The organism is Lactobacillus sp. PV034, assembly GCF_014522305.1.
Classification (GTDB): domain Bacteria; phylum Bacillota; class Bacilli; order Lactobacillales; family Lactobacillaceae; genus Lactobacillus.
In genome coordinates, this window is record NZ_CP041982.1 from 276,663 (window position 1) to 296,904 (window position 20,242).

At 35.6% G+C, this 20,242-nt stretch carries 17 protein-coding genes; 15 read left to right on the plus strand and 2 right to left on the minus strand.

The features are described 5' to 3' along the window. Nucleotides 1-16 precede the first annotated feature (16 nt). Together FP432_RS01495 and FP432_RS01500 are read right to left on the minus strand one after the other, a co-directional pair. Nucleotides 17-1,198 (minus strand): SAM-dependent methyltransferase, encoded by a 1,182-nt coding sequence (locus FP432_RS01495; protein ID WP_265489100.1) that lies wholly within the window; start codon nt 1,196-1,198, stop codon nt 17-19. Between the two features lie 81 nt (nt 1,199-1,279). Continuing rightward, a complete protein-coding gene (locus FP432_RS01500; RefSeq protein WP_265489101.1) occupies nt 1,280-1,894 on the minus strand; it encodes a lysophospholipid acyltransferase family protein in 615 nt (204 codons plus the stop codon). A 64-nt stretch (nt 1,895-1,958) separates the two neighbouring features. Here FP432_RS01500 and FP432_RS01505 point away from each other — a divergent pair, with 64 nt between their 5' ends. The 15 genes from FP432_RS01505 to infB all read left to right on the plus strand — a co-directional run bounded on the left by FP432_RS01505 (nt 1,959) and on the right by infB (nt 20,237). Beyond that, nucleotides 1,959-2,984: a GIY-YIG nuclease family protein gene (locus tag FP432_RS01505; protein ID WP_265489102.1), complete on the plus strand. Its 1,026-nt coding sequence runs from the start codon at nt 1,959-1,961 to the stop codon at nt 2,982-2,984. 150 nt (nt 2,985-3,134) lie between these two features. Next, nucleotides 3,135-3,920: a 30S ribosomal protein S2 gene (gene rpsB / locus FP432_RS01510; protein ID WP_265489103.1), complete on the plus strand. Its 786-nt coding sequence runs from the start codon at nt 3,135-3,137 to the stop codon at nt 3,918-3,920. Nucleotides 3,921-3,959: 39 nt separating this feature from the next. Further along, nucleotides 3,960-4,985, plus strand: coding sequence for a translation elongation factor Ts (gene tsf / locus FP432_RS01515; RefSeq protein ID WP_265489104.1), 1,026 nt, complete (start codon nt 3,960-3,962; stop codon nt 4,983-4,985). Between the two features lie 110 nt (nt 4,986-5,095). Next, nucleotides 5,096-5,821 carry a UMP kinase gene (gene pyrH / locus FP432_RS01520; protein WP_265489105.1) on the plus strand — a complete coding sequence of 242 codons (726 nt, stop codon included), beginning with the start codon at nt 5,096-5,098 and terminating at the stop codon, nt 5,819-5,821. Further along, a complete protein-coding gene (gene frr, locus FP432_RS01525) occupies nt 5,821-6,378 on the plus strand; it encodes a ribosome recycling factor (protein WP_265489106.1) in 558 nt (185 codons plus the stop codon). Before pyrH ends, frr begins: the two co-directional genes overlap by 1 nt. A gap of 15 nt (nt 6,379-6,393) precedes the next feature. Continuing rightward, nucleotides 6,394-7,113 (plus strand): isoprenyl transferase, encoded by a 720-nt coding sequence (locus FP432_RS01530; RefSeq protein ID WP_265489107.1) that lies wholly within the window; start codon nt 6,394-6,396, stop codon nt 7,111-7,113. A gap of 15 nt (nt 7,114-7,128) precedes the next feature. Continuing rightward, entirely contained in the window at nt 7,129-7,926 is a 798-nt protein-coding gene (locus FP432_RS01535; RefSeq protein ID WP_265489108.1) for a phosphatidate cytidylyltransferase, read from the plus strand. Nucleotides 7,927-7,936: 10 nt separating this feature from the next. Beyond that, nucleotides 7,937-9,193 carry an RIP metalloprotease RseP gene (gene rseP / locus FP432_RS01540; RefSeq protein ID WP_265489109.1) on the plus strand — a complete coding sequence of 419 codons (1,257 nt, stop codon included), beginning with the start codon at nt 7,937-7,939 and terminating at the stop codon, nt 9,191-9,193. A gap of 18 nt (nt 9,194-9,211) precedes the next feature. After that, nucleotides 9,212-10,909: a proline--tRNA ligase gene (locus FP432_RS01545; protein WP_265489110.1), complete on the plus strand. Its 1,698-nt coding sequence runs from the start codon at nt 9,212-9,214 to the stop codon at nt 10,907-10,909. A gap of 5 nt (nt 10,910-10,914) precedes the next feature. After that, the gene (locus FP432_RS01550) at nt 10,915-15,219 is read left to right on the plus strand and encodes a PolC-type DNA polymerase III (RefSeq protein WP_265489111.1); all 4,305 of its coding nucleotides are present in this window, start codon (nt 10,915-10,917) and stop codon (nt 15,217-15,219) included. A gap of 107 nt (nt 15,220-15,326) precedes the next feature. After that, complete coding sequence (gene rimP / locus FP432_RS01555) at nt 15,327-15,803, plus strand: ribosome maturation factor RimP (RefSeq protein WP_265489112.1); 477 nt, start codon at nt 15,327-15,329, stop codon at nt 15,801-15,803. An 18-nt stretch (nt 15,804-15,821) separates the two neighbouring features. After that, nucleotides 15,822-16,994: a transcription termination factor NusA gene (nusA, locus tag FP432_RS01560; protein ID WP_265489113.1), complete on the plus strand. Its 1,173-nt coding sequence runs from the start codon at nt 15,822-15,824 to the stop codon at nt 16,992-16,994. A 9-nt stretch (nt 16,995-17,003) separates the two neighbouring features. After that, complete coding sequence (rnpM, locus tag FP432_RS01565; protein WP_265489114.1) at nt 17,004-17,312, plus strand: RNase P modulator RnpM; 309 nt, start codon at nt 17,004-17,006, stop codon at nt 17,310-17,312. Then, nucleotides 17,302-17,604: a L7Ae/L30e/S12e/Gadd45 family ribosomal protein gene (locus FP432_RS01570; RefSeq protein ID WP_265489115.1), complete on the plus strand. Its 303-nt coding sequence runs from the start codon at nt 17,302-17,304 to the stop codon at nt 17,602-17,604. The genes rnpM and FP432_RS01570 overlap by 11 nt, the downstream gene beginning before the upstream one ends. 14 nt (nt 17,605-17,618) lie before the next feature. Beyond that, nucleotides 17,619-20,237 carry a translation initiation factor IF-2 gene (gene infB, locus FP432_RS01575; RefSeq protein ID WP_265489116.1) on the plus strand — a complete coding sequence of 873 codons (2,619 nt, stop codon included), beginning with the start codon at nt 17,619-17,621 and terminating at the stop codon, nt 20,235-20,237. Nucleotides 20,238-20,242 lie beyond the last annotated feature (5 nt).

The following is a 20,242-nucleotide window of genomic DNA, read 5'->3' on the forward strand; positions in this document are numbered from 1 at the left end:
TAACGATTAACTTTACTTACTTATCGTTTAACATGTAATCACGGGTCATTGGTAATAATTTACCTGAAGGCCCCTTTGTTAATAAGTATTGCATAACATCAATATTACCTGATTGGAAGGATGCAGCACATGCTTGAAGATACATATCCCACATACGCGTAAAGCGTTCACCCATTTTTTCTTGAACTTGATCACGTACTTTGTTGAAGTTAGCATCCCAAATTTCAAGTGTTCTTTGGTAGTGCCGACGAAGTGATTCAACATCGGCAATTTGAAGGTGGGCTTCTTCAATGCGGCTAATAATTTCAATTAGGCCAGGGATGTAGCCACCAGGGAAGATGTATTTATTAATCCAAGCATTGGTTGCACCACCTTGTTGACGGGTAATACCATGAATCAAAGCTACACCATCTGGAACTAAATACTTAGCAACGTCATTGAAGTATTCACCTAAGTTTTCAGAACCAACGTGTTCAAACATTCCTACAGAAGTAACATAATCAAATTGACGATCACCAAGTTCACGGTAGTCTTCAAGCAATACTTCTGCTTGGCCTTCAAGACCCATATCTTTAATCTTCTTTGAAACTAAATTATATTGTTCTTGACTTAAAGTAACACCAGTAACTTTTAAATCATATTCTTTAGCAGCGGTTAGCATTAAAGTTCCCCAACCACAACCAATATCCAATAAAGTTTTACCTTTTTCTGGATTTAACTTTTGTAAAATATGGTGGATTTTAGCCATTTGAGCTGCTTCAAGATCATCATGATTACCATTAGTAAAGTAAGCACATGAGTAGGTTAAAGTAGGATCTAACCACAATTCATAAAAGTCATTCCCGATATCATAGTGACTTTGTACGTCTTCTTGACTTTGCCTTTCAGTATGTTTTTGTTTTGGCAAAAACTTCTTAAACTTTGAGTTATAGAAGAAGCTATCCGCATTATCATAAGCAGCTTTGATTAAAGATTGAATTGAACCTTTAATTTCAATGTCCTTGTCCATAAATGCTTCACCTAATGCTAAAGAAGCATTTGAGGTTACGTCTTTAATTGGAATTTTTTTGTTAAAAATAATTTCTACTTCGGGTTCGCCATCGCCATAAACTTCTGATTTGCCATCCCAGTAAGTTACTTTAACGGGGATGTTAAAGGAGTGTTTTAACATGGTTTTGTAAAATGTTTTTTCTAGCATTAATCTATCTCCTTGAATTTAATTAACTAGGTTATTCTAACATAAAACCCGTTATCTAGGATAACGGGTGATTAGTGATTTTTATTTGGGAACATATTTAAAATTAGGATTTTCTTCTTTATCAAGCTGATCCCAAGCCTTTTCTAACTCTTGATATAGGGAAGGGATAGTTTCTTTATTGACCTTTTCTTTGCGAGGAATATAAATAGGATCACCAAAACAAATATGCATTGGTTCACGTTTGAGTACGCCTTTAAAGGAAAGAGGTCCTTGATAAACAACTGGTACTAATGGCTTTTGTGACATTTTAGCAATTACAAAAGCACCACTTTTTAATTCTGAAGAATGCCGGGTACCAGAAGGGAAAATAATTAAAGATAGATCGGAATTTTTAAGTCCTTTCACTGGAATTTTAATAGCTGAAGCTCCCGGATGTTGACGGTCAACTGAAAAAGCATGTGAATGGACCAGAATAAATCTTAAAATAGGATTCTTAAATAATTCTTTTTTTGCCATGAACATGAATTCTTTAGGTCTTGCTGCGTAAGCAAACAAGACCGGTTCCCACCAGTTTCGGTGAGGAGCTACTAAAATATAATTACCTTCAGGAATTCGATCTTTATGTTGAACATCTAGATGTCCGTTGAGTAGCCAAATTAAAAAGCGAACTACTTGTCGTGCAAAACGATAAAACATAAATTAACCTCCATTTTCATGTATAGTATTATACAGCAGTATAGATAAAAGAGGGATTAAGTTTATGACACTTTTAAAAGCAAATGAACGAATCGATTATATTTATAATGATGATTTAGGTATTATTCAATCAAAAAATGCATTTAATGTTACCTTAGATAGCATGTTTTTAGCAAATTTCGCTCAAAAAAAGGTTAAAGATAAAGATAAGATAGTAGATTTGTGCAGTGGTAATGGGGCGGTCAGCCTTTATATGTCATATTTTAATCGGGCTCATTATGATGCAGTTGAAATTCAGCCAGAGATTGCTGATCAAGCCCAGCGTAGTGTTGAATTAAATCATCTTGAAAATCGCATTGAAGTCCATAATTTTAATGCCTTACAAGCACCTAAGAAGTTAGGCAAAGATAAATACGATATGGTGGTAGTTAATCCCCCTTATTTTAAAGTGCCAGAGGGACATATTATTAATCCAGATGAAAAAAAAGCTTTAGCGCGTCATGAAATAGCAATTAACTTAGAAGAAATAATTAATGTTGCGAGTCAAATGTTAAAAATGAAAGGCAAAATGTTTATGGTTCACCGTCCTGAAAGGTTAGGTGAAATTATGCATTTTTGTCTTAAATATAATTTAAGTCCAAAATGGGTCCAGCCTTTTAGTTCAAAAGAGGGAGAAAAAGCTAATTTAGTATTAATTGAAGCAATTAAAAATACTGGAGCAGACGGCTTAATTTTAGAAAATCCAATCGTTGTCCATCAAGAAGATGGTAGCTTTAAAGCAAATATTCAAAAAATTATTAAAGAAGATAAAGGTGCAACAAAAGATAAAAAAGAAAAATACTATTTTTACTGTTTATTATGTAATGATGGTAGTTTTTATGGGGGTTTTACGAATGACTTAAAGCATCGTTTGGAGATGCACAATAGTGGTAAAGGTGCTAAATATACCAAAACTAGGCGACCCGTAAAAATGATTTATCATGAAGAATTTGATGATAAACGTTTGGCTTTAAAAAGAGAATACTGGTTCAAACATCATTCAAGGAGTTGGAAAGAAAAATTTTTAAGAGAGCATCAAGTAAGATTTTGATTGCAATCTATTACGTTATTAGTTAAAATGGTTGAGTGTGTAAAAACACAGTAAATAAAATCACATCAAGAGCGATTAAAATTTTGGTGCCAATTTGGTCTAATTTTAATGCGACCTCTTGAGAGGAATTAACCATAGGAGGAATTTATTATGACAGTTGTTACTATGAAGCAATTGCTTGAAGCAGGTGTCCACTTCGGTCACCAAACTAGAAGATGGGATCCAAAGATGGCTCCTTACATCTTTACTCAAAGAAACGGCATCTACATCATTGACTTACAAAAGACTATTAAGATGTTAGATGACGCATACAACTACGCTAAAGCAGTTGCTGCAGATGGTGGTGTTTTCTTATTCGTAGGTACTAAGAAACAAGCCCAAGAAGCTGTTAAAGAAGAAGCAACACGCGCAGGTCAATACTACGTTAATGAACGTTGGTTAGGTGGTACTTTAACTAACTGGAAGACTATCCAAAGCCGTGTTAAGAGATTAAAAGAATTAAAACAAATGTCAGAAGATGGTACTTTTGATGTTTTACCAAAGAAAGAAGTTGCACTTTTAACTAAGGAAATGGACAAACTTCAAAGATTCTTGGGCGGTATCGAAGATATGCCTAGAATTCCTGATGTTATGTTTGTTGTTGATCCTAAGAAGGAAAAGATTGCAGTTCACGAAGCAAACAAGTTAGGTATCCCAGTTATTGCAATGGTTGATACTAACACTGATCCAGATCCTGTTGATGTTATTATCCCTTCAAACGATGATGCTATTCGTGCTATCCGCTTAATTGCAGGTGCAATGGCAGATGCAATTATTGAAGGACAACAAGGTCAAGATGATGAAAAGTCAGTAGAAAAAGAAATGGCTGACAAAGCAGCTGAAAACGTTGATGAAGAAGTATCAATTGAAGAAGTTGTAGAAGACTCAGAAGACTAATTTATTTTTACTATTGGTTCTGTTAGGAGGACATAATTAATGGCACAAATTACTGCTAAATTAGTTAAGGAATTACGTGAACGTACTGGTGCAGGCGTTATGGACGCAAAAAAGGCATTAGTAGAAGTTGACGGAGACATGGATAAGGCAGTTCAATACCTTCATGATAAAGGTATGGCTAAGGCCGCTAAGAAGGCTGACCGTGTTGCAGCTGAAGGTTTAACTGGTGTTTACGTTAACGGTAATGTTGCAGCTATTACTGAAATTAACTCAGAAACTGACTTCGTTTCACAAAACGATAAGTTTGTTAAGTTAGTTAACGATGTTACTAAGACTATTGCCGAAGGCAAACCAGCTGATATGGAAGCAGCAGAAGGCTTAGATATGGGTGATGGCAGTACTCTTGGCCAAGCATTCGTTGATGCTACTGCAACTATCGGTGAAAAGATTGCATTACGTCGTTTTGCTTTAGAAGAAAAGACTGATGATCAAGAATTTGGTGCATACCAACACAATGGTGGTCAAATCGGTGTAATTACTGTTTTAGAAGGTGCTGATGCAGAAACTGCAAAGCACTTGGCAATGCACATTGCTGCAATGAGCCCTAAGGTTATTTCACCAGACGAATTAGATGACGAATTTATTACTGAACGTTTAGCTGAAATGAACCACAAGATTGATCAAGACAACGAAAGTCGTGCATTGGTTAACAAGAAGCCTTTACCTCACCTTGTTTATGGTTCAGAAAAGCAATTAACTGATGATGTTTTGGCTAAGGCTAAGGAAGACATCAAGGCTGAACTTAAAGAAGAAGGTAAGCCTGAAAAGATTTGGGACAAGATTATTCCAGGTAAAATGCAACGTTTCATCGATGATAATACTCAAGTTGATAAGCAATACGCTGTTTTATCACAAGATTATATCATGGATGACAGTAAGACTGTTGGTCAATTCTTGGAAGAAAAGGGAGCTAAGTTAGTTGCCTTCCAACGTTTCGAAGTTGGTGAAGGTATCGAAAAGAAAGAAGAAGACTTTGCTGCCGAAGTACGTGAACAAATGAGATAATTTGTTAAATATTTTAAAAGAGTAGTGTATTTTTTACACTACTCTTTTTCTTTGCGCTTATTTCATATTCTTTTATGGTAAAATGGTAAAAGCAAAAGAGGAGGAAAAACATGAGTCAAGTTAAATATAAACGTGTAATTTTAAAAGTTTCCGGCGAAGCCTTAGCTGGCGAAAAGGGAACAGGTATTAATCCTGAAGTTATTAGTCACTTAGCCGAAGAAATCAAATCAGTTCATGATATGGGCGTTGAAATTGGTATTGTCTGTGGCGGTGGAAACATGTGGCGTGGTGAAACTGGCGCTAAAATGGGTATGGAAAGAGCACAAGCCGATTACATGGGTATGCTTGCTACAATTATGAATGGCTTAGCATTGCAAGATGGTTTAGAAAACTTAGGCGTACCAACTCGTGTTCAAACTTCAATTGAAATGCGCCAAGTTGCTGAACCTTATATTCGTAGAAAGGCAATTCGTCACTTGGAAAAGGGACGTGTAGTGATTTTTAGTGGTGGTACTGGTAATCCATACTTTTCAACCGATACTACGGCTGCCCTTAGAGCTGCTGAAATTGGTGCAGACGTAATCTTGATGGCTAAAAATGGTGTTGACGGTGTATATTCAGCTGATCCAAAAGTTGATCCTGCAGCAAAGAAATATGATGAACTAACACAATTAGATGTTATTTCTAAAGGCTTAAACGTAATGGATAAGACTGCAAGCTCACTTTCAATGGATAATAATATTCCTCTTGTTGTATTTAATGTAAATGAACCAGGCAATATTAAAAAGGTTGTCATGGGTGAAAATATCGGTACTGTAGTTAAAGGTGGTAAATAATGGGAAACGAAGCAATTGATAAAGCAAGAAGCAATATGGATAAATCTATTGCTGTTTATCAAAAAGAATTAGGTGGTATTCGTGCGGGTGTTGCAAATGCCAGCTTATTAGATGGAATCAATGTTGAATACTATGGTTCTCCAACTCCTTTGAACCAAATGGCCAGTATTTCTATTCCAGAAGCTAGAGTTTTAATGATTACTCCTTATGATAAATCAAGTTTAGATGATATCGAGCATGCAATTTTAGCTTCTGATATCGGTATTACTCCTGCAAATGATGGAACAGTAATTAGAGTGGTTATTCCCCAACTTACTGGTGAACGTCGTCAAGAAATTGCTAAACAAGTAGGTAAATTAGCAGAACAAGCTAAGATTGCCGTTAGAAATGTTAGACGTGAAGCAATGGATTCACTTAAGCGTCAACAAAAAGATGGCGACATTACAGAAGATGAACAACGTGGACTCGAAAAAAAAGTACAAAAAGTAACAGATGATGCTACTAAACGTATTGATGAGTTAGCCGACGAAAAGAGTAAAGAAATTACTCAAGGTTAAGGTCTGGACAAGTAAATGAGTAATGAAAAAAAGCCATTAAATCATTTAGCTATTATTATGGATGGTAATGGACGTTGGGCTAAAAAACGTCATAAGCCAAGATTTATGGGGCATAAGGAAGGAATGAATAATATCCGAAGAATTGCGCTGGCCGCTAATGATTTGGGTATTAAAGTTCTGACACTTTATGCCTTTTCTACTGAAAATTGGGGCCGTCCTACTGATGAGGTTAACTATTTAATGAAGTTACCAATTAATTTTTTTGATAAATTTATGCCTGAATTAATGGAAAAGAATGTTCGGGTTAATATAATGGGATATGCTGATGAGTTACCAGAAAAAACTTCTCAGATCACACAGAAAGCTATGGCTGATACCGCAAATAATACAGGCATGATTTTAAATTTCGCTTTTAATTATGGCTCTAGACGAGAAATGATTAGTGGTGTAAAGAAGATTGCCCAACAAGTTAAAACGGGTAAGCTAAGCCTTGATGAAATTAATGAAAATTTATTTGCTAAGGAATTAATGACGGCCAAGCTTGCACCGTATGAAGATCCGGATTTATTAATTAGAACTTCAGGAGAAGAAAGAATTTCAAACTTCTTGCTTTGGCAGATAGCATATACAGAATTTTCATTTACAAAAAAACTTTGGCCTGATTTTAATGAAGAAGATTTAAAAAAATTAATTGAAGAATATCAAACTCGTGATCGGAGATTTGGTAAAGTTTAATGGATTGATAAGAAAATGAAACAACGTGTAATAACAGCAGTAATTGCTTTAATATTATTTATTCCAATTGTTGTGGTCGGTGGTATATGGATTGACTTACTAACTTGCCTTTTTGCAGTAGTTGGAATTGGTGAAATTTTTATAATGAAGAAGCAAATAATTGTTTCTTGGGATTTTGTTTTAGCCTTATTAGCAACTCTAACTATCACCTTACCTAATGCATTTTTTAACTTTTTACCAGCATTTTTGAATAGATATGACATTTTCTATATTTTTGTAATGTTAATGCTCGTAAGAACTGTTGTCTCGAAAAATAAAGAAACTTTTGATGATGCAGGGGTCTACACTTTAGCAGCTTTGTATATTGGAACTGGGTTCCACTATATGGCCGCAATTAGAAATGTAAACGATGGTTATGGTTTAGCAATTCTTTGCTACGCTTTTGTAGTTGTTTGGACAACTGATATTGGGGCATATCTGATTGGAAGAAAGTTTGGTAAAACTAATCTTTGGCCAGTAATTAGTCCTAATAAAACTTGGGAAGGATCAATTGGGGCAATGATTTGTGCTGTTATTTGTGCTGCAATTTATGTTTATTTAGTTCCTACTGATAGAAATAAGGCAATGATGATAGGATTAGCATTAGTCCTTTCAATTATTGGTCAAATTGGTGACTTGGTTGAATCTGCATTTAAACGTTTCTATGGAGTTAAAGACTCAGGAAGAATATTGCCAGGGCATGGAGGAATCCTTGACAGATTTGATAGTATGCTCTTTGTTCTTCCAGTTGTAGCTTTTTTAGGAATTTTATAGGAGAAAATCGATGAAAGGAATTTTGATTTTTCTTGTCGTATTTGGAATCCTAGTTTTTGTTCACGAATTTGGACACTTTATTGTAGCTAAAAAAGCCGGAATTTTGGTCAGAGAATTTTCTATTGGTATGGGGCCAAAACTTTTTCAAGTTATGCGTAAAAAGACAACTTATACTATTAGATGGCTCCCATTGGGTGGTTATGTTCGTTTGGCTGGGCCTGATGATGCAGCAATAATTGATCCAGGGACAACTGTCGTTGTACAGTTTGACAATGACGGAAAAGTAAAAAGAATTGATGCGTCTGGATCACAAATGCCAATTTCTGGTACGCCAATTCAAGTAAGTGAAAGTGATTTAGTAGATAAGTTATATATGACTGGTTTTGAAAATGGTGATGAGGAAAAGAAGGTTACTTATCAAGTAGATCATGATGCCACTATCATTGAAAAGAATGGAACTGAATTATTAATTGCTCCTCGAGATACTCAGTTTCAGGAAGCAAGTGTTGGCAAAGAGCTGGCAACTAATTTTGCTGGGCCATTTATGAATATTGTTTTAGGCTTTGTAGTTTTTCTTATTTGGTCCTTAGTAAGTGCTGGCCCAGCCACTACAACAATTGATAAAACAATTGCACATTCGCCAGCTCAAACTGCTGGCTTAAAGGCTGGCGATACTATTAAGAAAATTAATAATAAAAATATTACTAATTTTGAAGATATTGCGCAGCAATTAACTGAATCAAAAGGAAAAAAAGTAACTGTTACTATTGAAAGAAACGGTAAAGAACAAAGAGTAGAAGTAAAACCTAAAGCAGACAAAGTAAATGGTGTTAAAGTTTACCAACTTGGTTTTTATGGCAAACCTGACAATAATGTGGGTGTAAAGTTAAGTCGCGGTTGGAAAACAAGTGTCCAAACAACTGGTATGATCTTTGGTGCTGTAGGTAATTTATTCCAACACTTTAGTTTGAACAAATTATCTGGTCCAGTAGGTATCTATTCTCAAACGGTTCAAGTTTCTCATATGGGAATTACATACCTTTTAGCATTTTTAGCAATGATTTCAATCAATTTAGGGATAGTGAATTTAATTCCTATTCCTGGCTTAGATGGTGGAAAGTTATTGCTTAACATTATTCAGTTGATCATTGGCAAGCCAATCCCTCAAGAACGTGAAGCGCTTGTTGATGTAATTGGATTTGTACTCTTGCTAGTTTTAATTATTGCAGTTACTGGTAATGATATTTATCGTTACTTTATTAAATAAAGTTATTTTGGAGGAAAAATGCGTCAATCTAAATTTTTTATGCCTACTTTAAAAGAGGCACCTGCAGATGCAGTAGCAGAAAGTCATAAGTTAATGATTCGTGGTGGCTATATTCGCCAAGTTACAGCTGGTGTTTATGCTTACTTACCACTTGGCTATCGTGTTTTACGTAAGGCCGAAAACATTATGGAAGAAGAAATGGACAAGATTAATGTTCCCGAAATGTTAATGCCTCATTTCTTACCTGCTAGTCTTTGGGAAGAGTCTGGGCGTCTACCAAAATATGGTCCAGAAATGTTTAGACTTAAGGATCGCCATGATCGTGAAAGTTTATTAGGGCCTACTCACGAAGAAACATTTACTGAAATTATTGCTAAGAATTTGAAGAGCTACAAGCAAATGCCAATTGCTCTTTACCAAATTCAAACTAAATTCCGTGATGAAAACAGACCTCGTTTTGGTTTATTACGTGGTCGTGAATTCATTATGCTTGATGCTTATAGTTTTGCTTCAACTCAAGAACAATTGGATCAGCAATTTGATGATGAAAAGCAAGCATTTAAAAATATCTTCAGAAGAGCTGGAGTAGATATTCGTCCTGTTATTGCTGACTCTGGGACAATGGGTGGTAAAAACTCAACCGAATTTCAAGCTCCAGCAGCTATTGGTGAAGATACAATTGCAACTAATGAAAAAGGAACTTATGCAGCTAACCTCGAAATGGCCAAGAGTATTGATACTTTCAAGCAAGATCCTGAAGATCCTAAAGAATTGAATAAAGTAGCAACTCCAGGTATGGATACTATTGAAAAATTAGCTGACTTCTTAAATATTCCTACAACTAGAATTGTGAAAAGTGTCTTGTTTATTGCCGATGATCAAAAAGTTTTAGTGTTAATTCGTGGTGATAAAGATATCAATGAAGTTAAACTTGGTAATATTCTTGATGCTGATGAAGTAAGAGAAGCTACCCCGGAAGAATTAGTTGAAATCACTGGAAGTGAAAAGGGTGGCGTTGGTCCAGTTAATGCAGATTGGGCTGATAAAATCATTGCTGATGAAACAGTTAAGAATCTTTATAATGTAGTAGTTGGTGCTAATGAAACTGATTATCAATTTGAAAATGCAAATCTAGATCGTGATTTCAAAGTCGATGAATTTGCTGATATTAGAACTGCTAATGAAGGTGAACCAGATCCTATTGATCAATTACCACTTCAATTTACTACTTCAATTGAAGTAGGTCACATCTTTAAGCTCGGTACATATTACACAAATACTATGGGTGCGGATTTCTTAGATCAAAATGGTAAAACTCAACCTGTAATTATGGGTTCTTATGGAATTGGAGTTACCAGAATGCTTTCAGCAGCTGTGGAACAACATTTAACTGAAAATGGTATTGCGTGGCCAAAAGAAATTGCACCATTCACTATTCATTTAATTCAAATGAAGATGAAGGATGAAACTCAAACTCAATTAGCAGAAAGACTTGAAAAAGAATTATCAACCAAGTATGATATCTTATACGATGATAGAAACGTCCGTCCAGGTGTTAAGTTTAATGATGCCGATTTAGTAGGGGCACCAATTCGAATTACTGTGGGACGCGACGCTGCTGAAAATATGATAGAAGTTAAGCAACCAACTGATGATGCTGCTACTAAGATCAGCGTTGATGAGTTAGAAGCTTATATTACTGATAAGTTAGGATAATTTTCGTGACTAAAAAAAATGATCTTTTCTTAAAGTTATTAGAGCAAGTTGATTTGCCTGCAGATTTCGCAAATAACGAAATCTTGAAAAAAGGTGAAATTGAAAACGTGGATGTTTACGCCAAAGAGCGTAAGTGGGAAGTCCACGTTTTTTTTGCTACACCACTTGAATTTTCGACATATCAGGCATTTTATCAAGGCTTGATCAATAACTTTAATCCATTTGTGAATGTAGAATTGTATGTTCGGAGTGAAGATGGTAATAGTCAATATTTACCTGATTATTGGCAATTTGTCATCAAGAATTCTGATCGCTTACAACCAGTTGTGCGTGAATTTTTATTAAATCAAACACCTTATTTAGAAAATGAAAAGTGGTTAATCCCTACCCAAAATAAGGTCGTTAATAATATGTTGACTGATGAAGTTTTGGCAACTTTGAATGAAGAGTTCAGAGATTATGGCTTCTTTAACATAAAGTTCTCAACCAAAATTGATGAAGCAGGTAATGATGAAAATCTAAGAAGCTTAGAAGAGCAACAAACAGCTCATGAGTCTGCGATGAAGGAAATTTATAAGCAAAATCCTCCAGAATCTAAAACAAAGGTATCCTCTTCACATAACACTAGAAGCTTTACCAAAGGGAAAATAAATAAAAAAGCTGAATTTATTCAAATTAAAGAAATTGAAGATGGTACTCGTAACGTATTAATCGAAGGACAAATTTTTACTACAGAATTAAAAGAATTAAAATCAGGAAATGCTATTTGGACAGGTGAAATAACCGATTATACTGATTCGATAAGTTTTAAGAAGTTTGTTAATGATAAAGATGAGCAAGACTATTTAAGTTCAATTAAACCGGGAACTTGGGCGAGGTTGCAAGGAACCGCAGCTGATGATCCATACCAACATGAAGTTGTATTTAATATCAGAAATATGGAGTTGATTGAACACCAAGGGCGAAAAGAAGAATATGAAGGCAAACAACAGAGAGTTGAACTTCATCTTCATACAAATATGTCGCAACTTGATGCTACTAATCCACCTACTGACTTTATTAAAACAGCCAAAAAGTTTGGTCAAAAAGCTATCGCAATCACTGATCACGCTGATGTACAGTCCTTTCCAGAAGCTTATTTTGCTGGAAAGGCTAATGATGTAAAAGTTTTATATGGTTATGAAGCTAACATGATTGATGATCATGCACTTTTAGTTTTAAACCCAACTGATATGGATTATCGTGATCGTGAATATGTGATTTTTGATGTTGAAACTACTGGTTTATCTTCTGTTTACGATACAATTATCGAAATTGGTGCCGTAAAAATGAAGAATGGGGAAGTAATTGATCGCTTTGATAAATTTATTAACCCTCACCATCCTTTAAGCGATACTACAATTAATTTAACTTCAATTACTGATGAAATGGTTGGAGCAGCAGACGATGAGGCAGTTGTAATTAAACAATTCCAAGATTTTTATGGCGATTTACCTCTTTGTGGTCATAACGTTCAATTTGATGTTGGATTTGTTAATGCCGCACTTAGACGTGCTAATTTAGCGGAGATTACACAACCCGTTGTTGATACTCTGGAAGTTTCTCGTTTGCTTCATCCAGAACAAACCAGACACACCCTAGATTCTTTAGCTAAAAAATATAATGTTGTTCTTGAACATCACCACCGCGCAAATCAAGATGCAGAAGCCACAGGTTATTTGATGTTTAAACTCTTAGATGCATTTTACGATCGTTTTGGTGAAGCTAATTTGGGTAAAATGAATGACTATGCCCAATATGGTCAGGTATATAAGCGAGCTAAACCAAGTCACATGACGGTTTTAGCTGTGAACCCAACTGGCCTCAAGAATATGTATAAGCTCATTTCTAGTGCTTCAACAACCTACTTTTATCGTGTGCCTAGAACTCCCATCTCAGAATTGAGAAAATATCGAGAGGGCCTTCTCTTTGGTAGTGGTTGTGCCCAGGGTGATGTTTTTATAGCAATGATGCAAAAGGGCTATGATGAAGCCAGAGAAAAAGCTAAGTTTTATGACTTTCTTGAAGTGCAACCACCTGCAGCTTATCAAACTTTAATTGATGATGAACTAATAAAAGATGAGGCAGAATTAGAAGAAATTATTTCTAATATTTATAAGCTTGGTAAAGAACTGGGCAAGCCAGTTGTAGCTACCAGTGATGCTCACTATGTAGAACCACATCAGGCAATTTATCGTAAAATATTGCTAGCTGCCCAAAAGTCTAACCCTAATCGAAATAAACCATTACCAGATCTACATTTTTATTCCACTCAAGAAATGCTAGATGCCTTTGCTTTCTTAGGAGAAGATATTGCTAAAGAAATAGTAATCGATAATACTAATAAGATTGCTGATCAAATTGAAGAGATTGCTCCAATTAAGAGTGGCCTTTATCCACCTCATATTGATAATGCAGACGAAGAGATGAAGAAATTAACCTATGATAAGGCATACGAACTTTACGGCAAGCCTTTACCAAAAATCGTTAAAGATCGGATTGATATGGAGCTTAACTCGATTATTTCAAATGGATATGCGGTTATTTATTTGATTTCTCAAAGACTTGTGGCTAAATCGAATAAAGATGGATATTTGGTTGGTTCTCGTGGATCTGTTGGTTCAAGTCTAGTTGCAACAATGTCAGGAATTACAGAGGTTAATCCTTTGGCACCACACTATCGTTGTCCTGAATGTAAGTATTCTGAATTCTTTGAAAATGGAGAATACGGTTCTGGTTACGATTTACCTGATAAAGATTGTCCAAAATGTGGAACACCATTAGTAAAGGATGGACAAGATATTCCATTTGCTACTTTCTTAGGATTCCATGGTGATAAAGTTCCCGATATTGATTTGAACTTCTCAGGTGATTACCAACCAGTGGCTCATAATTATATCAGAGTGATGTTTGGTCCTGATAATTCTTATCGTGCTGGAACGATTGCTACAGTTGCAGATAAAACTGCTTTTGGTTATGTTAAACATTATGAAGATGAAAATGAGCTCCATCTTAGAAATGCAGAATTGGACCGTTTAGCAAAGGGTGCAAGTGGAGTAAAAAGAACTACTGGTCAGCACCCGGCAGGAATTGTTGTGGTACCTGATGATATGGATATTTATGATTTTACTCCAGTACAATATCCAGCTGATGATTTGGATGCTGCCTGGTTGACTACTCACTTTGATTTCCATTCAATCCATGACAATATTCTGAAGTTTGATATTCTTGGACATGATGATCCAACGATGATCAGAATGCTTCAAGATCTTTCTGGAATTGATCCGATGACAATCCCAACTGATGATCCTGGAGTAATGGCCTTGTTTTCTGGGACTGAGGTGTTAAATGTAACCCCAGAACAAATTGGGTCACAAACAGGGACATTAGGTGTACCAGAATTCGGAACTCGCTTTGTTAGAGGCATGCTTGAAGAAACAAAGCCGACAACTTTTTCTGAGTTATTACAAATTTCTGGTTTATCGCATGGAACTGATGTATGGTTAGGTAATGCTGAAGAGTTAATTAATAACGGTACTTGTGAATTGAAGAATGTAATTGGTTGTCGTGATAATATCATGACTGACTTAATTCACTGGGGTATCAAACCAGAAGTGGCTTTTTCAACGATGGAATCTGTTCGTCATGGTAAAGGTATTAGTGACGAAGATATGGAAGTCCTGAAGAAAAATGATAAAATCCCTGACTGGTATATTCCTTCTTGTTTAAAGATTAAATACATGTTCCCTAAGGCACATGCCACTGCTTACATTTTAATGGCACTTCGCATTGCTTGGTTTAAAGTTTATTATCCTGTGATTTACTATGCTTCATATTTTACAGTCAGAGCGGATCTATTTGATATAGTGGCTATGAGCCATGGTAAAAATACAGTAAAAGCAGCCATGAAAGAAATTCAAGATAAGGGTATGGACGTCTCTGCAAAAGATAAGTCCTTGTTAACTGTCTTGGAATTGGCCAATGAATGTATTGAACGTGGAATTAAGATAAAAATGGTTGATGTTGATCAATCCGAAGCACTTGATTTTAAAATTTTAGATGACCATACAATTTTGGCTCCCTTTAATTCAGTTCCAGGATTGGGTGATAATGCTGCTAAGCAAATTGTTGCAGCACGTGCGGAACAAAAATTTCTCTCTAAAGAAGATCTTGCAACGCGAGGAAAAGTTTCACAAACGATTATGGAATACTTTGAAGAAAATGGTGTTTTGGAAGGGATGCCTGATCAAAATCAGTTATCACTTTTCTAGTTCCAAAATTTACAAAATTAAATAAATATGCTATTCTAATGGGGAAGTTCGAATAGCTAATTCGAGTGAGCAGCAATGCTCACTCTTTTTATTACGGAGGAAGAAATTTGTCAAAAGTTACTGAAATGGTTACTAAACTTGTTCAACCTTTAGCACAAGCACGAGGAGATGAACTTGTAGACGTAGAATACGTTAAAGAAAAGAACCAAAATTATCTTCGTGTTTATGTTGATCGTAGACCGGATGGGATAGATATTGAAGAGATTGCGGATCTTAGTGACATTGTTTCTGAAAAGCTAGATGAATTAGACCCAGATCCTTTTCCCGATCCTTATGTTTTAGAACTATCATCTCCAGGATTAGAACGTCCAATCAAAACTCGTTCTGATTGGGAACATGCAGTTGGGTCTTATATCCATGTGGGACTTTACCAAAAAATTGATGGCAATAAAGTAGTTGAAGGCTTCTTAAAAGAATTAAGTGATGAAGAATTAATCTTAACCGTAAAAGATAAAACTCGTACCAAAGAAGTAAAGATTCCTCGTGATACTGTAGCTAATGCCCGATTTGCGATCGAGTTTTAGAAAGGAAGAGCAAAACTTATGACTAAAGAAATGATTGATGCTTTTGCAACTTTAGAAAAAGAAAAAGGCATTAAGCAAGATGTAATTGTTGATGCAATTAAGGCTGCTTTAGTTGCAGCTTACAAGAAGAATTATAATCAAGCACAGAATGTTGAAGTCGTGTTTGATGAAAAGAAGGGTAATTTCAAAGTTAATGCAGTCAAAACTGTAGTTGATGAAGTGCAAGATGACCGAATGGAAGTAAGTCTTAGAGATGCTCTTGAAATTAATAAGGCGTATGAAGTTGGGGATGAAATTAGATTTGAAGTTACTCCAAAAGATTTTGGACGTTTAGCTGCTCAAACTGCAAAACAAGTAATTATGCAACGTTTGAGAGAAGCAGAACGCAATCACATTTATGATGAATACTCTCAATATGAGGATGAAATTATCACTGGAACTGTTGAAAGACAAGATAATCGTTTTGTTTATGTCAAAATTGGTAATGTTGAAGCTGTTATGCCACATAATGATCAACTGCCAGGGGAAAGTTATAATCCTCAAGATAAGATTAGAGTACTTGTTACAAGAGTTGGTTCAGATACCAAGGGAGCACAGATTACAGTTTCAAGAACTGCACCTGATTTAGTTAAACGTCTATTTGAGCAAGAAATTCCTGAGGTTTATGATGGAACTGTTGAGATTGTTTCTATTGCTCGTGAAGCAGGAGATCGAACTAAAATTGCTGTGAAAACTAATGATCCTGATATTGATCCGGTTGGTACTTTAGTAGGACCAAAAGGTTCACGAGTTCAAAACATTGTTAATGAACTCGGGGGAGAAAATATTGACGTTGTAAAATATGAAGAGGATCCAACCGATTTCATCGCAAATGCTCTTAACCCTGCTGAAGTTATTGCAGTTCAATTTGATGATGAAGAAGATTCAAAGAATGCTCTTGTTATTGTTCCAGATTATCAATTGTCTCTCGCAATAGGTAAAAAGGGACAAAATGTAAGATTAGCAGCAAGATTAACTGGTTATAAGATTGATATTAAGCCTGAATCTCAAGTTGAATTTGTTGAAGAAAATGGCAACTCAGAAGATGAAGAATTTGAGGAAGCTGAAGTATCTTCAACTGAAGAACCAGAAGTAGAAGATGTTGAAGTTAAATCTGAAACAATTGATGAAAATAAAGATGATGAGGAATAGGTGATTTCTTTGAAAAAAAGAAAAATCCCAATGCGTAAGGACTTACTAACGAATACAATGATGCCTAAGAAAGAATTAGTCCGCATTGTAATTGATAAAGAAAAAAATGTTTCAGTAGATCCTACCGGTAAGAAATCTGGTAGAGGTGCATATGTATCATTAATACCTGAAAAAATTGCTGAAGCTCAAAAAGACCGGGTACTTGAAAAAAGCCTTGGTGCTAAAGTACCGCCACAGTTTTATGAAGATCTTTATGCGTATGTAGATCACCAAAAGGCTAGAAAAGATTTATTTGGTGAAGATTATCGTGCAAAATAAAATTTTAAATTTATTAGGTTTAGCACAAAGAGCGGGAAAGTTAATTGTTGGTTATGATGCAATCAAACCAGCCTTATTACACCATCAAGTAAAAGTATTAATTCTTGCCACTGATCTTAGTAACAATACAAAAGATAAAATCAGTTCGATTGCTAAACATAGCAAAAATATCCTGATAATTGAACAATTTTCAAGTGAGGAAATTAAACAAGCACTTGGAAAAGAAAGAAAGTTGCTTGCAATAACCGATGCCGGCTTTAGTCAGGCAATTAAAAAAATAAGTGATAAATAAAGGAGAGTGTTTGGATGGCTAAAAAAAGAATTTATGAAGTAGCTAAAGAACTAAACATCGATAACAAAACCGTAGTTGATAAAGCGAAGGAATTGGGATTTGATGTCAAAAGTCACATGTCTTCTTTGGATGATAGCGAAGCAAACAAGCTTGTTGAAGTTTTTTCAAAAAAGAAAAAATCTGCTGATCAATCCACTTCTTCAAAAAAGACAAAAATCAAAATTTCTGTTGGTGCCATCAGACGTCCACGACATTCTGATAAAAAGAAGAATTTTTCAAATAAGAAAAATGAAAATAAGGGTCAAAATAAGCGTAAAGAAAATAAGAACCGCCAAAATACAAATCATCCAGCAGCACGTGATTTATTAAAAGAATTACATGATAAACAAAGAAAAGACTCAGTTGAATTAGATAAACAAGCAGAGCTTTCACGCCAACAATATGAGAATAAACAAAATAATAGAGGGAAGAAAGTTCAAAAAGACGAAACTGCTAAAACTAGTCTTCCAGCCGAAGGTGCAGAAGCAGTAAAAGCAAGAGTTCAAGCTTCTAAAAAGGTTACTGGTCCAAAAATTGTAAAGCTTTCACCAGCTCGTAACCAGCCAAAGAAAGAAAAGCCTAGAGCAAGAAAAGCTACACCTGCTATTCCTAGCGCTCCAATTCAAGACCAAGATCAAAAGAGAAATAATAACCGCAAAAAAGATTTTGGAAAACCAGGACGTAAACATCATGAAGTTCCAGAATATGAACGTGAACGTAGTGATCACTCTGATAAGGCAAGACGCCGTCGCAATAAGAAGAATAAACGCAATAACCAAAGTCAAGAAGTGAAAAAGCAACCTACTCAAAGAAAAGAACGTCCATTACCAGAAACTTTAGTATATGAAGAAGGAATGAACGCTCAAGATTTAGGTAAGATTCTTCACCGTGAACCAGCTGAAATCGTTAAGAAGTTGTTCATGCTTGGTGTTATGACCAATCAAAACCAATCTCTTGATAAGGATACAATTGAAATTCTTGCAGCTGAATATGGTATTGAAGCTGAAGAGAAAGTTCATGAAGATATTTCTGATATTGATACTCTTTACACAAAAGAAGTTGAAGCTTCTAAGAACTCTAAGAACCAAGTTAAGCGTCCACCTGTAGTTACAATCATGGGGCACGTTGACCATGGTAAAACCACTTTACTTGACCGTTTACGTCATACCAATGTTTCAGCGCATGAAGCGGGTGGTATCACTCAGAGTATTGGTGCTTACCAAGTAAAATTAGATGATCGCAAGATTACATTCTTAGATACTCCTGGACATGCTGCCTTTACAAACATGCGTGCTCGTGGTGCAGAAATTACTGATATTGTTGTTTTGGTAGTTGCTGCAGATGATGGTGTAATGCCACAGACTATTGAAGCAATTGATCATGCTAAAAGTGCAGGTGTGCCAATTATTGTTGCTGTTAACAAGATTGATAAGCCAGGTGCCAATCCTGATCACGTCATGGAAGAATTAATGCAACATGGTTTAGTACCTGAAGACTGGGGTGGAGATACTATTTTTGTTAAAATCTCCGCTAAAACTGGTGAAAATGTTGAAGATTTACTTCAAATGATTCTATTACAAGCTGATGTTTTGGAATTAAAGGCTGATCCAGATCAAAAAGCAATTGGTACTGTAGTTGAAGCACGTCTTGATAAAGGACGTGGCCCGGTAGCTGACTTATTAGTTCAACAAGGTACCTTGAAAGTAGGAGATCCAATTGTTATTGGTGATACTTATGGTCGTGTTCGTGTCATGACTAATGATAAAGGTCGTCGTGTTAAGGAAGCGAAACCTTCTACTCCAGTTGAAATTACTGGTTTAAACGATGTACCAGCTTCAGCTGATAAATTAGTTGTCTTTGATGATGAAAAGACAGCTAGAAGTGTTGGTGAACAACGTGCCAAGAATGCCCTTGAAAAACAACGTGAAAATGTTCAACATGTTACTTTGGATAACTTGTTTGATACTATGAAGAAAGAAAACATGAAGTCAGTCGACATTGTACTTAAGGCTGATGTGCAAGGTTCTGTTGAAGCATTGCAACAATCACTTGAAAAGATTGATGTTGAAGGTGTTCGTGTAAATATTATTCACGCTTCTGTAGGGGCTATTAATGAATCAGACGTAACTTTAGCTGCTGCTTCAAACGCATTTATCATTGGATTTAATGTACGCCCAACTGCTACTGCTAAGGCACAAGCTGAAAGTGAAGGTGTAGATATGCGTCTTTACAACATCATTTATAAGGCGATGGATGATGTTGAAGCAGCTATGAAGGGTATGCTTGAACCAACTTATGAAGAAAAAGTTACTGGTAACTTAACTGTTCGTGAAACTTGGAAAGTTTCTAAAGTTGGTACAATTGCTGGTGCCTTCGTAGATAGCGGTTATGTAACACGTGATTCTGGTATTCGTGTCATTAGAGATGGTATAGTTAAATATGATGGTAAAGTTGCTTCTCTTAAACGTTTCAAAGATGACGTTAAAGAAGTTAAGCAAGGTTTTGATTGTGGTTTAACTATTGAAAACTTCAATGATATCAAGGTCGATGACGAACTTGAAGCATATGAAATGCAAGAGGTTAAGCCTCAATAATAGGA

Excerpts from the sequence above, each read along its gene's own strand:
- FP432_RS01495 (WP_265489100.1), bottom strand. The coding sequence starts at position 1,198 with ATGCTAGAAAAAACATTTTACAAAACCATGTTAAAACACTCCTTTAAC.
- FP432_RS01500 (WP_265489101.1), bottom strand. The coding sequence starts at position 1,894 with ATGTTTTATCGTTTTGCACGACAAGTAGTTCGCTTTTTAATTTGGCTA.
- FP432_RS01505 (WP_265489102.1), top strand. The coding sequence starts at position 1,959 with ATGACACTTTTAAAAGCAAATGAACGAATCGATTATATTTATAATGAT.
- rpsB (WP_265489103.1), top strand. The coding sequence starts at position 3,135 with ATGACAGTTGTTACTATGAAGCAATTGCTTGAAGCAGGTGTCCACTTC.
- tsf (WP_265489104.1), top strand. The coding sequence starts at position 3,960 with ATGGCACAAATTACTGCTAAATTAGTTAAGGAATTACGTGAACGTACT.
- pyrH (WP_265489105.1), top strand. The coding sequence starts at position 5,096 with ATGAGTCAAGTTAAATATAAACGTGTAATTTTAAAAGTTTCCGGCGAA.
- frr (WP_265489106.1), top strand. The coding sequence starts at position 5,821 with ATGGGAAACGAAGCAATTGATAAAGCAAGAAGCAATATGGATAAATCT.
- FP432_RS01530 (WP_265489107.1), top strand. The coding sequence starts at position 6,394 with ATGAGTAATGAAAAAAAGCCATTAAATCATTTAGCTATTATTATGGAT.
- FP432_RS01535 (WP_265489108.1), top strand. The coding sequence starts at position 7,129 with ATGAAACAACGTGTAATAACAGCAGTAATTGCTTTAATATTATTTATT.
- rseP (WP_265489109.1), top strand. The coding sequence starts at position 7,937 with ATGAAAGGAATTTTGATTTTTCTTGTCGTATTTGGAATCCTAGTTTTT.
- FP432_RS01545 (WP_265489110.1), top strand. The coding sequence starts at position 9,212 with ATGCGTCAATCTAAATTTTTTATGCCTACTTTAAAAGAGGCACCTGCA.
- nusA (WP_265489113.1), top strand. The coding sequence starts at position 15,822 with ATGACTAAAGAAATGATTGATGCTTTTGCAACTTTAGAAAAAGAAAAA.
- infB (WP_265489116.1), top strand. The coding sequence starts at position 17,619 with ATGGCTAAAAAAAGAATTTATGAAGTAGCTAAAGAACTAAACATCGAT.